Raw genomic sequence first — 13766 nt, forward strand, 5'->3', positions numbered from 1 at the left:
CCTCCGTTAGTCCATTCATTTGTTTTTCATCCCGCTTTAAGGGCAGAAAAACGCTGATTACATATGTTTATTTAAAATGCTGAGTACGCTGCGCAATTCTTCAACGGGAATTTGTCCGGGCGCTGATGCTTCTTTGCCCGCTCCGAACGTGCACGCTGAGCCGAAGACTTCGCCGGCCAGGCGGCTGATCAGACCTGTTCCCGCCATTGACATCGTGATGATCGGCCGGTCTGCGTATTGTGTTTTCATCGTGTGAGTGGCATCCAATAAGACGAAAACATCTTCAGTGCTTTGCGGCATCACCGCGATTTTCGGAATGTGCGCGCCGTACGCCTGCATGTTCCGCAGCCGGGAAATGATTTCTTCTTTTTTCGGTGTCTGATGAAAATCATGATTGGACATGACGACATATACGCCGTTGTCTTCAGCGGTTTTCACAATTGATTTGACTTCCGCTTCTCCCGTAAACAACTCAACGTCTGCAAGGTCAATGTGTTTTGTTTCGATGGCGGTTTTAAGCAATTCAATGTAAAAGCGGTCATCAATAACTTTATTTCCGCCTTCTTTATGAGTTCTGAATGTGAAAAGCAGCGGTGTTGCGCCTGCGGCTTTCCGCAGCTTTTCAAGCATGCCTTTTACGGCGTCCAGGCTGTCAATGTGCTCATACACATCAGCCCGCCACTCAATGATATCCGGGCGAAGTCTGTTGACGGCTTCAATTTCTTCGAGCAGTTCTTTCTCTCCGGCCGCCATCAGCGGCACAATGATCTTCGGAAGCCCTTCGCCGATGACCGTGTTTCTGATCGTGATAGATTGCATGATAAATCCTCTCCCTTAAAAAATAGTCAGGCTTTCATCACTTGCTTAAAGCGGATTCCGATAAACAATGCGAGAAGGGCGCTGACGGCCGCAATTCCGATATCAAGCAGAAAAACAGGCGTCAGGCCGGCCGCTTTGGAGATCGCTCCCGTTACAAGCGGAATGACAATAAAAGATAAGCTTGATGCTATATTAACAAAAGATGTGATCGTACCTTTATTTTTAGGGAATAAAACAGCCATAACCGTCATCGCCAATTGCAGAATGCCCGCAGTTGAAAGTCCGATGACAAAGGAGCTGATGACTGATACGGCCGGCTGATGAATGAAAATCAGAGCAAGCAGCGCGATTGCCGCGATCACAGGGTACAGCACCATTACCGTAATCGGCTGAATCACTCTGTTTAACAGCACGGCCAGTAATAATACGGACACAAGCGCACCGATGCTGTAATAGCTCAGCAATTTGACAGCCTGCACCTCAGGCATGCCCAAAACGGTTTGCCCGAACTTAGGAAGCCATACTTGAACGAGCATAAACAGCGCCGTAGATGAAAAGCCTAACAGAATGATCGCAAGACCTTCGCGCCATATCGACGCCTGTGATGTGAACGCGTCATCAGACGGAGAGGCTTCCGTCCGGCCGCCGTCTTCTTTTTGCTTATGATTCGGAAACGGAACTTTTAACAGGAAAAAGCCGTTCAGGAAGAAAATAATGCCCGGTACGAAAAACGTCCAGCCGTAAAACAAATGCCTGTCCGCAATAAACGCGATGAAAAACGGAAGCACCGTCGCGCCGATGGATACAAACGCTTTGATTAACACGGTTGCAGAGCTTGCGTTTTTCGGAAATCCTTCAATAAGCGCCGGATATGTCCCGGAATCCAAGAAGGAATTGGCGATCCCTGCGAAAATGGCGAAGATAAACGCGGCCGTATAGTTTGTCGAAAGCGGAATTCCGATTAGGAAAATCAGATACAGAAAGGCGCCCGACACGATAAACGGCCGTCTCCCGAATGTATCCGAAAGCTTCCCGGCAAACAGAAGCGAAATCAGCTTCCCGATCCCGATGGCGGAGACCAAATAGCTGACCCCGGCTGCGGATGTATGAAGCTGTTTTGATAATGCCTCCATATTGGATGCGATAATAATATTGATCATGCCCAGCAGGAAATAATTAATATAAAGACCCGCTGCCATTTTGGTGTATATGTTTTTCATGATGACATCCCCTAATGCGGTTAATAAAGAATTAAATTAATTTTTAAATTAACAAAAGCACAGAACCATTCCCCTTTATTGAACCACTGCCTTTCTTTGAAAACTGGTTTGATAAAACGGTTGCAGATACAAAACTTGAATAACGCTGATATCACAACGAGTATATCGTTCTACTAAATAAAAAAAGATAAGCGGCCCGCTCATTTAGTATATCGTTCTACCAAGTTCACAGTTACTATACTCCTTCTTTTTATATGTGTCAAACCGATGAACTTTTATTTTTTACTTTTTTAAATCAAAAAAAGACCCGCCGTTTTTCGGCAGGTCTGACACGGGTTTATTTTCTGAGAGAGGCGAGCTCCTCGGCAATGGCCTGCATTTCACTCGGGCTGAATGATGCTTTTTTCATGACCATTTGATGAAGGTATGTAAGATCTTCTATTTTTTCATCACTGAAATCTTCCGCTCTGATGACGCCGACATTGAGCATGTTGAGCTTTTGCGAAATGTCTTCAATCATTTTGTTTAACGTTTCTGTTTGTTGGCTCGGCAAATTCATGCATCCTTTCATGACCGTTTTCGTACCCTTTATTCTAACAGAATTCATTTAGAATAAAAGCTTATTTCCACAGCAGCAGAAAAGTTGCTAAGATGATGATAAGGTTTTTGATCCTCAAAATGCGGGGAAAGAATAGGGAGGTTATCGATATGATACATGTGCTGTTTGTCTGTCTTGGAAATATTTGCCGGTCGCCTATGGCAGAGGCGGTATTTTCTGATATGGTGAAGAAAAACGGGCTGAACGGGCAGATTAACATTGATTCAGCGGGAATCGGCGCCTGGCATGCGGGAAATCCGCCGCATGAAGGGACAAAGGAGATCCTAAAGAAGAAAGGGATCAGCGTAAGCGGCATCACGGCGAGGCAGGTGCGTGAGTCTGATCTGACCGATTTTGATTACGTCATTGCGATGGATGCAGAAAATATCGGACATCTGCGCAGCATGGCCGGTTATAAAAAAGCGGCGCCGCGTATTGCAAGGCTGCTTGATTATGTACCGGAGTCGGACCTTGCGGACGTGCCCGATCCGTATTATACCGGGAATTTCAGCGAGGTGTACGCTTTGGTCGAGTCCGGGTGCCGTCATTTGCTGGAGACAATAAAGAAAGACCATCATTTATAAGGGGGATTGATCGATGAAGCAGACACGCATCATGGCAAAAGCGATTCTGATCGGCGCTGCCGCCGGCGGAGCACTGTCCTTATTACATAAGCCGACGAGAGAGGCATGTTTCCGGAACATGGACGCGTGCAGGCGGCGTGCGGCATTTTATCGAAAACATCCTGAAGCCCTGAAACAGCAGGCTTCTGCAAAACTTGATCAAGTGAAAATCATCGCCAATACCGTATCGGAAGATCTGAGTTTTTTAAACGGGCAGATCACCAAGCTGAAGCAGACGACGCCGCAGGTCATTGACCTGTTAAAAGAAACGAAGGAGCATTTTTCGAAAAACGATCATTGAGGTGGGATGTCATGAGTTTTATAAAGGAGCTGTTTGCAAGGTTTTCTCTCCATGAAGGACAAAGTAAATCGGCGGAGCTGGCGTATTTTTTCCTGCTGTCATTGTTTCCGTTGATGATTTTCATGCTGACGCTCACCGCCTATCTTCCCATATCGGCAGAAGACGTGCTCGGGGCGGTCGATCAATACGCGCCCGACAGTGCCATGTCTATGGTGAAATCCATAACGGAGCAAACGCTGAACAAGCGCAGCGGCGGGCTTTTGTCATTCGGGATTATCGCCGTCATCTGGTCGGCTTCGAATGGTATGAACGCGATTGTCAGAGCATTTAACCATGCCTACGAAGTCGAGGAAAACCGCTCATTTATCATTATTCGCCTGACCTCAATTTTTTTAACCATCGCGATGGTGGTTACGATTTTAATCGCATTGCTTCTGCCGGTGTTCGGCAGAGAAATCGGAATGCTTGCCGCAGATTTCATCGGCGCCTCCGGCCTGTTTTTGCAGGTGTGGTCGGTTGTCCGCTGGGGTATCAGTCCGCTTATCCTTTTAATCGTGTTTACCGCGCTTTACATTTTCGCGCCGAATAAAAGGCTTTCCCTCCGTTTTGTGCTGCCGGGAGCCGTATTTGCGGCAGCAGGCTGGATTATCGTCAGTATGCTGTTCTCATTTTACGTCGGCACCTTTGCCAACTACAGCGCCACATACGGGAGCATCGGGGGAATTATCGTCCTTATGATCTGGTTTTACCTTACGGGAACACTGCTGATTTTAGGAGGAGAAATCAACGCGCTTTTACATAAACGTAAAAAGCTTCCTGATGAAAATCCGTACCGCGGGAGCAAGCTATAGAGGAACGGATGACGTTCAAGCTGAAAAACGGAGGGGAATCGATTATGACCAAGCATACGAAAAAAGGCGGAAGCCATAATAAACAAAACTCCAAAAACGGCCCGAAGAATAAAACAAGCGGAAGCGCTAACGGGCAGAACGGATACCACTAGAAAGAAGCCGCCTGACTTAGATCAGGCGGCTTTTTTATGAGGCCGGAAAAGAATGGGATTCGGATGCGGGACTGTGCTTTGTTTTCCCGAAGACGAGCGCAAGCCAAATACAGACCAGAATCACCGTAATAAAGTAAAACAAATTGGCGTTTTCAAACCGCTGCATATACCAGCCGCCCGCCACCGGGCCGATCATGCTGCCGAGGCTGAAGGAAATGCCGCAGAGCAGATTGCCCGCAGGCAGCAGATGGGACGGCAGCAGGTCGCTCATATAGCTGATGCCGAGGGAAAACATACTGCCGACCGCCATTCCCGCCGTGAAAAAGCAGCAGCCGATGACAGAAGGCGACGGAAACAGTCCGGCCGTCAAAAAGCAAAGGGCACCCGTTAATAAGATGACGAGCAGGACACGTTTTCTCCCGAATCGATCGCTTAATAAACCGAGAGGGAACTGGAATACAATACTTCCGATGGCAAAAGCGGGCAATATCAGCGCGACGGCATCGACGGATATGCCTAAGCGCAGGGCGTACACGGGAAAGCTTCCGTTCAGCGCCGTTTCTAAAAAACCGTACCCGAAAGCCGGGAGAAAAGCGACCCAGCCGAAAAGAAGGGCGCGGTAAAACCGTTTTGCGCTGTTGTCCCCGGATGTTTCATCCGGACCTTGCGCCGGGTACTCGTTACGTAAGACAAATACAAACAGCCAGGCGGCAAGACTGATACAGCCGGATACGATAAACGGAAGGGACGGACTTGTTTTCACAAGAGGGACCATGAACGGGCCGACAGCGAATCCGAGCCCGAAGGACAGTCCGTACAGCGAAATGTTTCTTCCTCTGTTTCGGGGCGTTGACTTTGACGTCACCCACGTTTGGGTTGAAAAATGCAGCATATGATCCCCGATTCCGATAAGCAGCCGAAGAAAAAACCATAACCATATGGATTGAAGCCAAATAAAACTGAATAAGCTGATGATAACAAGAAATCCGCCCATGACCATCAGAGGTTTGAATCCGAGCTTGCGCAGCGGGGCCTCCATAAACGGCGACGCCAGAAGCACGCCGATATAAAGGCCGGTTGCGTGAAGTCCGTTTATAGCGGCTGATTCCCCGTTCGTTTCAAAAATGACGGAGATCACCGGCAGAAGCATGCCTTGGGAAAATCCGGAGATGGAAACAAGCAGAACCAAAATAAAGAAGTACAGTCGTGACATCGCGTATTTTCTCCTTCGTCAGTATCTTTCTTGATCGTACACGGATTTGTCGCGTCCGGCAACCTGAAAATGCCAATTCGGGCTGCCGCGGAAGTGTAATTGAGGGAGTTTTTGAGAAGAATATAAAAAGACTCATTCGAAAAAAGGAGCCAGGCAGATATGAATCGGATTTTTTTCTTTACGGCTGCGGCGGGAGTGCCGCTTTCAGTCATCGGCGGCCTGATGCACTGGCCGTCAGCGGTTTTGTTTATTATTTATTGCTTGACGATTATTGCGCTTGCAAGTTATATGGGGAGAGCGACTGAATCTCTAGCCATTATCGCGGGACCGCGGATCGGCGGTCTGCTGAATGCCACGTTCGGCAATGCGGTAGAGCTGATTATATCGCTTTTTGCCTTAAAAGAAGGGCTGACGGGTATCGTGCTTGCTTCACTGACCGGTTCGGTGCTCGGCAATCTTTTGCTCGTCGCGGGATTGTCGTTTTTTATCGGCGGTTTGAAATACAAGCGGCAGGAATTCAATATTCATGATGCCCGGCATAATTCTGGCCTGCTGATTTTTGCCATTATCGTAGCTTTTGTCATTCCTGAAGTGTTTTCCATGGATATGGGGGAAAAAAACAAGCTTGATTTGAGTGTCGGCATCAGCATCATCATGATCCTTTTGTACGTGGCAGCTCTTTATTTCAAGCTCGTCACCCACCGCGGTGTTTATCAGCCGAATCAGCCGGAGGCAAAGGAAGAAGAGGAGCAGCCTGAGTGGTCGGGGAAAAGAGCGACAGCCGTCTTATTTATTTCAACCATTATCGTCGCCTACATATCTGAAAACCTTGTCCATACGTTTCATGCGGTGGCTGAACAGTTCGGCTGGAGCGAGCTGTTTATCGGAGTGATTATCGTCGCAATCGTCGGAAATGCCGCAGAGCATGCGTCGGCGATTATTATGGCGTACAAAGACAAGATGGATGTCGCCGTTGAAATCGCGGTAGGCTCGACTTTGCAGATCGCCATGTTTGTGGCTCCGGTTCTTGTGATCTGTTCCATCTTTTTTCCGGTCAATATGCCGCTTGTATTCACATTGCCCGAGCTTGTCGCGATGATCTCATCCGTCCTTTTGATGACAATGATTTCAAATGACGGTGATTCGAACTGGTTTGAAGGGGCTACGCTCCTTGCCGCTTATGTCATTATGGCGATCGGTTTTTTCCTGCTTTAACCTGTAAAAAATGCGGATAACAACGATTGCGGAGGAAAAGACTAAAGGAAAATGCTATAGAAAGAGTGATATGATGAGAAAGCTGTTTCATGCCACACTGATTCTGCTGTTATCCTTTAGTTTTTTCGCAACGCCGTCTGCCGCTGCAAAGAAACCGTTTAAAGTTCCCAACTCTGTCGTAAGCATTTCAAAGGAAAATACGTATCCGAATGCTTCACAGGACCAGCCGATGCTTCAGCCGAGCAAACTGGCAAAGGAATTGTTAGATACATCCGAGATCAACATCGAAAATCCGCATCTGATAAAGATGCTGAATGAATCCTCGGTTTCCGGTTCACCGCTTGCCATCGGATACCGGGCGACAATATTTCTCGGGAAATGGGCGCTTGGCTATCAATCGAACGAAACGGTCGCCAACTGGGAATATAAAAAAATCAATACGAACAGAGCGGATAACCGGGGCGGGCAGCAAACCGCGGTTATCTCATACGCCCAAGAACAGCAATACAAAATCAAAGGCGGGCTCACAGCGAAGGTGCCGAACGCAGAAGACGTAAAAAGCATGATGATGCAAAAAGCGATGAAGAAAACAAAACTGCCGCTCGCGTTTGAAACGGTTATCGGCGCAGGCACAAAACGCGATCAAACCTACAAAATTTCTCCGCAGCGGCTCGGCTACCTGCATGCCTACGCTCCGGCCGTTAATGAAAAAGGAAAAGTAACATACGGTGAAGTGTATTTGGTGCTGAAAGGCAGCAAGCGGAAACTTGTCGTCAAAAATGTGACTTCGCAAGGAATCGGGGCTTGGATTCCGGTGCAGGATCACGTCACATTCGGTTTTCAAATGACAGCGCAGCCGAGATAAATAAAAAAAGCTGATTCCGGTTCGGGAATCAGCTTTTTTGTGTGTGATACATTTCCTCGAGCAATTGCACATTGTTGTTGTACAGCTCCCGGGCAAGAACGCGTCTCACCGCAAGGCTCGCCGAGAAGTATTCTGTGTCTTGAACCATGCCTTTCACTGTAAATTCAATGCCTCTGGTTAATTTGTTCAGACTCATAATTCCATGCACTTGAAACGGCTCCGTCGCATTGAGAAATTCATCCCGCTTCAGTGAATCGCGAAGCTCATCATTGAGCATGTCGCAGGCTTTTTCTAAGACGGCATAGACCCGCTCGGGATCTTCCTTGTAACTGATCACGACGGACTCGGTAATCCGCATAAAATCAATGTTATAGTTTTGAAGCTGTCTGACCTCACCGTTAGATATGGTAAGCAGCTTGCCGGTCCACTCACGGATCTGGAGGGAACGGAGTCCGATTTCTTCGACTGTGCCGTTGAACAGATTGTTAATCGTCACGTAATCACCTTTATGAAGCTGGCGTTCGTATATTAAAAAGACACCGGCCAATATGTCCTTGATTAACGACTGGGCGCCGAAACCGATGACGATACCGGCAACACCCGCCCCGGCTAAAATTCGGCCGAAATCATGAACGAATAAAGAAATGACGTAAAAGATAAAACCGATCGTCGCCGTATACTGGGTGATGGATCGGACGAGGCTTTCAATCGTTTTCCCTTTCCGTTCCTCCAAGAAATCCGTGCGTTTAAATAACACCTGGACAAAGCGGTTGATCAGAAAAACACCGGCGTAAAGCACGAGAGCGACGATGATGATCTCAACCACTTTGCTTTTCAAAATGTCTGTAATTGTCGTTTCCATCTTTTGTTAACCTCTGGCTTTTCGTAATGAAAAATCCGTGTCCTGATAATAACTGTTTTTGACAAGGACGTTCGGGCCGAGGCACCGGACGTTTGTGCAGCGGCAGTTCAGCTCTTTGCTCAGCTTCGTCTGTCTCCACTTGTCATATGCTTCGGGAAGGCTGTCTGTTTTAATATTGCCGAGCGGCGGTGTATCGCCGAAATCCGTGACAATGATATTTCCGTCAAAAATGTTGACATTCAGGCGGGAGCGGCCGTCAGGGTCGTTTCGCACCGTAACGTTTTTCGCTTCCCGCAGGCGGCGGAGGAGCTTCTGGTCTTCTTCATCAGGGCTGCATGCGTAAAACGGGAGCGTACCGAACAGCATCCATGTCCCTTCATCGCGAATGTCGAGCAGATGATGAATGGCCTGTCTCATGTCCTTCAGGCTGAGTGATTCAAGCGCGCTGGCGAAATCACTCGGATACATCGGATGGACTTCGTGCCGCTGGCATTTCATTTCTTCGGTAATTTGCCGATGAATATGTTCAATATGCGGCAGCGTCCGTTTGTTCAGCATCGTTTCCGCTGAAACCATTACGCCTGCTTCGACCAGCGTGCGGCTGTTTTCAATCATTTTGTCAAAATAGCGCGCCCGCTGTTCAAATGTCGGTTTCTTCTCCATCATTGCAAATCCGATGTCGGCAAAGTCCTCGACCGTTCCCCAGTTGTGAGAAATGTGAAGGACGTCCAAATAAGGAATAATCCGTTCGTAGCGCCCGATATCAAGCGTCAGGTTTGAATTGATCTGTGTGCGCACGCCGCGTTCATGGGCATATTTCAAAAGCGGGACGACGTATTCCTTTACCGATTTCAGCGAAAGCATCGGTTCGCCGCCCGTAATGCTGATAGAGCGTAACAGAGGAATTTCATCAAGCCGCTTTAATAAAAGGTCGATCGGCAGCGCATTCGGGTCTTTCGGCTGGAGCGTGTACCCGACGGCGCAGTGCTCGCATCTCATATTGCACAAAGTCGTCGTTGTGAATTCAACGTTCGTCAGTTTCATATCTCCATACTGGTCGACATCCATGTACGCTTCCCAAGGATCGTACTCCGGTGTGATCGGACGCAGTGTTGTGTTTTGTGTCATGACTATCTAACTCCTTTATAAATGGGGCATACTAACGTCTGCCAACTGTTAATTTTAGACCTGATCTGCCAAGATCGCAAGTAGCGGAACCATTGAAAAACGGCAAAAAATACGCTACCATTATAAAAAATGAATGGAGTGGAAGTATGGGGAATGCAGTAAACAGCAAAGATCAGCAGCTCGATTACCTGAAGAACAGACTCGATATGTTTATGAATGTCATTGATTCATTAGACCCTGAATCAACGGACGTTGAAGATATAGACCGGCTCATCGGCATGCTTGATGATCTGGAAGCAAAATACGAACGCTTTAAAAAGGATTGGGAATAAACCCCGGCGGATGCCGGGGTTTTTCTTTTTCCATAATGCGGCTGTATAAAAGGGCAGAGCCTACTGCAAAATAAGGAAAAATGCAGAAGGAGTGCTGGTCATGAAATGGTTTTGTTCAATTTGCTGCATGGCCGTTTTACTTGCGGGAGGCATCAACAGCGCAGAAGCCGTGCCGAATGAACGGATAAACTGGGGATTTAAACGCAGCGTCAATCATCAGCCGCCGGATGCCGGCAGACAGCTAAACAATCTGGTCAAAAAATATGATGCCTTTTATTTGGGCAATACGAAAGAAAAGACCATCTATTTAACGTTTGATAATGGATATGAAAATGGGTACACCCCGAAAGTGCTTGATGTGTTAAAAAAACATCACGTCACGGGCACTTTTTTTGTCACGGGTCATTTTGTGAAAGAGCAGCCTGATTTGATTAAACGGATGTCAAAGGAAGGCCATATCATCGGCAATCATTCTTTTCATCATCCTGATCTGACGACAAAAACGGGCGATCAGATTCAAGACGAACTCGATTCCGTCACGGAAGCTGTGTACAACATTACCGGAAAGCGGGACAACCTGTATCTCCGTCCGCCGCGCGGCGTATTCAGCGAATATGTCCTGAAAGAAACGAAGCGCCTCGGCTACCAAACCGTTTTCTGGTCCGTCGCATTTGTCGACTGGAAGGTTAACGAGCAAAAAGGGAAACAATACGCCTATGATCACATGATAAAGCAGGCACATCCCGGCGCGATCTACCTTCTCCACACCGTTTCAAAGGACAATTCAGAAGCTCTGGACGATGCCATTACCGATTTGAAAAAAGAAGGCTACACGTTTAAAAGCATAGATGACCTGATGTTTGAGAAAGAAATGAAGCTGCCGCGCCTGTAGAAAACACCTCTCCTGGTAATGGAGAGGTGTTATTTTGTTATTTTAAGCTTTTAATCAGTGCAGCCCAATCCAGATCCCCGAAGCCTTGTGCGATCCCGCTTTCAAAATGGTTCTTGGCCAGTTCGGCAAGAGGGAGTTTTGCGGAAACCTGTTCTGCGGCGGCGAGCGCCAGATTGGTATCCTTCAGCCCTAAAGACATTTTGAAACCGGCCGGCTCAAATTTCTCCTCAGCCATGATCGTGCCGTAATTTTGATAGACGGGAGAGCCAAAGAGCGCGCCGGCGATTTCTAAAAATTGTTTTTGCTCTAACCCGTACTTCTCCATCATTAAGAACGATTCAGATAACGCCTCAAGCATGGACACGAGCAAGAAATTGATGCTGATTTTCGCGGCATTGGCCGTTTTTGTTTCTTCACCAGTGTCAAATACTTGCTGACTCAGGATGTTAAGCAGCGGTTCGGCCTTTTTCTTCGCTTCCGCCGGTCCGGCTGTGATGATGCGAAGCTCGGCCTTCTCGGCGGCATCGGGGCGGCCGAGGACGGGAGCGGCAATAAAGGACTGTCCTCTGCCCGAATGTGCGGCGGAAAGCTGTTCTGACAGCGCCGTACTGATCGTGCTCATTGAAATATGAATGCCGTTTTCAGATAACCCGGCAATAATGCCGCAAGCTCCGAAAGTCACGTCTGTTACGGCGTCATCGTCTGACAGCATGGACAGCACGATGTCCGCATGTTCAGCTGCCTGTCGGGGCGTTTCGGCATATCCGGCCCCTTTTTCCAGCAGGTCAGCCGCTTTTTCTTTCGTCCGGTTATATACAGTCAGGCTGTATCCGGCTTTCATGATATTTTCGGCGATGGGGCGGCCCATATTGCCGAGTCCGACGATGGCGATCTTCATTTGACAGTCCCTCCAATGAAAAGTTTTCCACCATTATACATGCAAAATGGTTAATCTGCTGTGTACAGGATTGCCACTTTCAGTTCAGGTTCTGAAGACCATCCGGAGTCTGAGGCGGCTTTCCCCTTATAAAATCCGGTAAATCGGGTTTTGATGATTGTTTTTGAACGGGGTTTTACAGTGAATGTTTTTGATTTGAATGTGACGTCCTTTATGTTTTCTGATAAATCCGGGGTGACAGAAATGGTTTGTTCCCCTTTTCCGTAATGATTGATATAAAGCGTGCAGCTCATGCCCGCTCTTTTTCGCTCAACCAGATGACTGCATTCGCTGCGGTGCTTCAAATACTCGACAGCCTCTTTTTCGGGCGCGAACTGTTTTAAGGAAAAAACGGCATATTCGGTGGCAGGACTGATACCGGAAGCGGCCCCCATACTGAGAAAGATCAGAAACAGCCCCGCCGCGGGAAGCGTCCGCCTGAACGCGGCGGCACACCAGATTAACGCCGCAAAGTAAAGCACGACCCCGGGAATGACGGAGATATGGGCTCCATCTTCCGGCCAAGAGGAAAAGCCGAGTAACTCAAAGATGTAATCAGACACCGTACGGCCGTTATACAGCGGGGCAATGGACATGACACTGAAAGCCAGGAGGACAGAAGAAATGATTTTGTGAGAAAGGATGGTAACGGCGCACACCTCTTTACGTTTTTTTCCAGACTATCATGTTTTCTCAAAAAAAAGAACAGCCGGCAGCCGTTCTTACTTGAAAATATTAAACCAGCCTTTGCGGGCGAACCAAAACAGCATGGCGGCCACAAGAACGGCCATTACGCCCAAAACGATAAAATACCCGTATTTCCAATGAAGCTCAGGCATGTTATCGAAATTCATGCCGTAAACCCCTGCGATGAACGTCAGCGGGATAAAAATGGTCGAGACGATGGTTAATGTCATCATAATGGCGTTCATCCGGTTTGAATTCAGCGTCACATAGCTGTCCCGCAAATCTGACGTCATATCACGGTTTGACTCGATCAGCTCAGCCAGTTTTAACAGGTGGTCATAAATATCGCTGAAATACGCTTTCGTTTCACGGCTTTCTTTTACATGGTCAAGGCTCAAAATCCGGTACATTAAATCGCGCATCGGAATGATCGTCCGCCTCAGGTTCAAAAGATCAGTCCGCAATTCAAACACTTCATTCATTAAAGTGCCGTAAGATTTATGGGTTCTGCTGTCTTCAATTTCATTCAGCCGGTCTTCAATTTTGTACAGCACGGGGAAATATTCATCGACAAGCTGATCCATCATCATATAAGTGATGTGCCCGGGCCCTTTTTTGGCTAATCCCGGAGAAGCGAAAAACCGTTCTCTCACCTTTGAGACGCCGGGCGATTCGTGCAAATGGAAGCTGACGATGAAACGGTCGGACTGAAAAATGTCCACCTCTTCCATTTCCAGTGTGTCCGGGTTCAGAGCGTGGAGCACATAAAAACGGTAGCCGTCATAATGGTCGATTTTCGGCCGCTGCATATGCTGAAAGCAATCCTCGATCGCAAGCGGATGAAAGTGAAAATAATCACGCAGCAGCTCGGTTTCATGCATCTCAGCGCCGAAAAAATCAATCCAGTACCATGCGATGTCCGGTTGTTCTGTACGTGATAGGGGGATATTATCTAATATCTCATTATGTGTTGTGATTGCGGTTATATGTATCATAAACAACCCTCCGCCTGCCATTATATCATGCGGCGTTATGAAGAAAAGTATACGAATTGCCGCCCGGCCGCTTCAT

17 protein-coding genes are annotated in these 13766 nt (G+C 47.8%); 8 read left to right on the forward strand and 9 right to left on the reverse strand.

Annotated elements, in window-relative coordinates; genetic code table 11:
* Window positions 1-57: 57 nt before the first annotated feature.
* From aroD to BR62_RS0109830, 3 genes are all read right to left on the reverse strand, one after another.
* Entirely contained in the window at window positions 58-819 is a 762-nt protein-coding gene (gene aroD, locus BR62_RS0109820; RefSeq protein WP_032870683.1) for a type I 3-dehydroquinate dehydratase, read from the reverse strand.
* Window positions 820-845: 26 nt separating this feature from the next.
* A complete protein-coding gene (locus BR62_RS0109825; RefSeq protein WP_032870685.1) occupies window positions 846-2039 on the reverse strand; it encodes an MFS transporter in 1194 nt (397 codons plus the stop codon).
* A 337-nt stretch (window positions 2040-2376) separates the two neighbouring features.
* On the reverse strand, window positions 2377-2592 hold the full coding sequence (locus BR62_RS0109830; protein ID WP_003155571.1) for a DUF1128 domain-containing protein: 216 nt from the start codon (window positions 2590-2592) through the stop codon (window positions 2377-2379).
* 155 nt (window positions 2593-2747) lie between these two features.
* On the opposite strand from BR62_RS0109830, the gene BR62_RS0109835 reads away from it, so the two are divergent.
* The 4 genes from BR62_RS0109835 to BR62_RS19570 are packed head-to-tail and all read left to right on the forward strand — an operon-like array spanning window position 2748 to window position 4564.
* Window positions 2748-3221 carry a low molecular weight protein-tyrosine-phosphatase gene (locus BR62_RS0109835; protein WP_007408507.1) on the forward strand — a complete coding sequence of 158 codons (474 nt, stop codon included), beginning with the start codon at window positions 2748-2750 and terminating at the stop codon, window positions 3219-3221.
* A gap of 13 nt (window positions 3222-3234) precedes the next feature.
* On the forward strand, window positions 3235-3561 hold the full coding sequence (locus BR62_RS0109840; RefSeq protein WP_012117079.1) for a hypothetical protein: 327 nt from the start codon (window positions 3235-3237) through the stop codon (window positions 3559-3561).
* A gap of 11 nt (window positions 3562-3572) precedes the next feature.
* Window positions 3573-4412 (forward strand): YihY family inner membrane protein, encoded by an 840-nt coding sequence (locus BR62_RS0109845; RefSeq protein WP_007408509.1) that lies wholly within the window; start codon window positions 3573-3575, stop codon window positions 4410-4412.
* An 8-nt stretch (window positions 4413-4420) separates the two neighbouring features.
* Window positions 4421-4564 (forward strand): hypothetical protein, encoded by a 144-nt coding sequence (locus BR62_RS19570; RefSeq protein ID WP_017419116.1) that lies wholly within the window; start codon window positions 4421-4423, stop codon window positions 4562-4564.
* 34 nt (window positions 4565-4598) lie between these two features.
* Here BR62_RS19570 and BR62_RS0109850 read toward each other — a convergent pair whose 3' ends face one another.
* Window positions 4599-5777, reverse strand: a complete 1179-nt coding sequence (locus BR62_RS0109850) for an MFS transporter (RefSeq protein ID WP_007408510.1) — start codon at window positions 5775-5777, stop codon at window positions 4599-4601.
* A gap of 159 nt (window positions 5778-5936) precedes the next feature.
* Here BR62_RS0109850 and cax point away from each other — a divergent pair, with 159 nt between their 5' ends.
* Both cax and BR62_RS0109860 read left to right on the forward strand, forming a co-directional pair.
* The gene (gene cax, locus BR62_RS0109855) at window positions 5937-6992 is read left to right on the forward strand and encodes a calcium/proton exchanger (protein WP_007408511.1); all 1056 of its coding nucleotides are present in this window, start codon (window positions 5937-5939) and stop codon (window positions 6990-6992) included.
* A gap of 70 nt (window positions 6993-7062) precedes the next feature.
* Complete coding sequence (locus BR62_RS0109860; protein ID WP_023356782.1) at window positions 7063-7857, forward strand: YfkD famly protein; 795 nt, start codon at window positions 7063-7065, stop codon at window positions 7855-7857.
* 28 nt (window positions 7858-7885) lie between these two features.
* On the opposite strand, the gene BR62_RS0109865 is transcribed toward BR62_RS0109860, so the two are convergent.
* Window positions 7886-8719: a mechanosensitive ion channel family protein gene (locus tag BR62_RS0109865; RefSeq protein WP_007408513.1), complete on the reverse strand. Its 834-nt coding sequence runs from the start codon at window positions 8717-8719 to the stop codon at window positions 7886-7888.
* Window positions 8720-8725: 6 nt separating this feature from the next.
* Window positions 8726-9847, reverse strand: coding sequence for a radical SAM/CxCxxxxC motif protein YfkAB (yfkAB, locus tag BR62_RS0109870; RefSeq protein WP_032870687.1), 1122 nt, complete (start codon window positions 9845-9847; stop codon window positions 8726-8728).
* Between the two features lie 146 nt (window positions 9848-9993).
* On the opposite strand from yfkAB, the gene BR62_RS0109875 reads away from it, so the two are divergent.
* Together BR62_RS0109875 and pdaA are read left to right on the forward strand one after the other, a co-directional pair.
* Complete coding sequence (locus tag BR62_RS0109875) at window positions 9994-10179, forward strand: SE1561 family protein (RefSeq protein WP_003155558.1); 186 nt, start codon at window positions 9994-9996, stop codon at window positions 10177-10179.
* A 100-nt stretch (window positions 10180-10279) separates the two neighbouring features.
* Window positions 10280-11071 carry a delta-lactam-biosynthetic de-N-acetylase gene (gene pdaA / locus BR62_RS0109880; protein ID WP_020955506.1) on the forward strand — a complete coding sequence of 264 codons (792 nt, stop codon included), beginning with the start codon at window positions 10280-10282 and terminating at the stop codon, window positions 11069-11071.
* A 37-nt stretch (window positions 11072-11108) separates the two neighbouring features.
* Here the strand turns inward: pdaA and BR62_RS0109885 are convergent, their stop codons facing one another.
* The 3 genes from BR62_RS0109885 to corA form a co-directional block, all read right to left on the reverse strand.
* Window positions 11109-11969: an NAD(P)-dependent oxidoreductase gene (locus BR62_RS0109885; protein ID WP_032870689.1), complete on the reverse strand. Its 861-nt coding sequence runs from the start codon at window positions 11967-11969 to the stop codon at window positions 11109-11111.
* 50 nt (window positions 11970-12019) lie between these two features.
* The gene (locus BR62_RS0109890) at window positions 12020-12667 is read right to left on the reverse strand and encodes a hypothetical protein (protein ID WP_015239402.1); all 648 of its coding nucleotides are present in this window, start codon (window positions 12665-12667) and stop codon (window positions 12020-12022) included.
* 63 nt (window positions 12668-12730) lie between these two features.
* Window positions 12731-13690, reverse strand: a complete 960-nt coding sequence (corA, locus tag BR62_RS0109895) for a magnesium/cobalt transporter CorA (RefSeq protein ID WP_012117086.1) — start codon at window positions 13688-13690, stop codon at window positions 12731-12733.
* Window positions 13691-13766: the final 76 nt, after the last annotated feature.

The sequence above is a fragment of the Bacillus sp. UNC69MF genome, assembly GCF_000746035.1.
Taxonomy (GTDB): domain Bacteria; phylum Bacillota; class Bacilli; order Bacillales; family Bacillaceae; genus Bacillus; species Bacillus velezensis.

Coding starts and splice junctions, on each gene's coding strand:
- aroD (WP_032870683.1), bottom strand. CDS start 819: ATGCAATCTATCACGATCAGAAACACGGTCATCGGCGAAGGGCTTCCG.
- BR62_RS0109825 (WP_032870685.1), bottom strand. CDS start 2,039: ATGAAAAACATATACACCAAAATGGCAGCGGGTCTTTATATTAATTAT.
- BR62_RS0109835 (WP_007408507.1), top strand. CDS start 2,748: ATGATACATGTGCTGTTTGTCTGTCTTGGAAATATTTGCCGGTCGCCT.
- BR62_RS0109840 (WP_012117079.1), top strand. CDS start 3,235: ATGAAGCAGACACGCATCATGGCAAAAGCGATTCTGATCGGCGCTGCC.
- BR62_RS0109845 (WP_007408509.1), top strand. CDS start 3,573: ATGAGTTTTATAAAGGAGCTGTTTGCAAGGTTTTCTCTCCATGAAGGA.
- BR62_RS19570 (WP_017419116.1), top strand. CDS start 4,421: ATGACGTTCAAGCTGAAAAACGGAGGGGAATCGATTATGACCAAGCAT.
- BR62_RS0109850 (WP_007408510.1), bottom strand. CDS start 5,777: ATGTCACGACTGTACTTCTTTATTTTGGTTCTGCTTGTTTCCATCTCC.
- cax (WP_007408511.1), top strand. CDS start 5,937: ATGAATCGGATTTTTTTCTTTACGGCTGCGGCGGGAGTGCCGCTTTCA.
- BR62_RS0109860 (WP_023356782.1), top strand. CDS start 7,063: ATGATGAGAAAGCTGTTTCATGCCACACTGATTCTGCTGTTATCCTTT.
- BR62_RS0109865 (WP_007408513.1), bottom strand. CDS start 8,719: ATGGAAACGACAATTACAGACATTTTGAAAAGCAAAGTGGTTGAGATC.
- yfkAB (WP_032870687.1), bottom strand. CDS start 9,847: ATGACACAAAACACAACACTGCGTCCGATCACACCGGAGTACGATCCT.
- BR62_RS0109875 (WP_003155558.1), top strand. CDS start 9,994: ATGGGGAATGCAGTAAACAGCAAAGATCAGCAGCTCGATTACCTGAAG.
- pdaA (WP_020955506.1), top strand. CDS start 10,280: ATGAAATGGTTTTGTTCAATTTGCTGCATGGCCGTTTTACTTGCGGGA.
- BR62_RS0109885 (WP_032870689.1), bottom strand. CDS start 11,969: ATGAAGATCGCCATCGTCGGACTCGGCAATATGGGCCGCCCCATCGCC.
- corA (WP_012117086.1), bottom strand. CDS start 13,690: ATGATACATATAACCGCAATCACAACACATAATGAGATATTAGATAAT.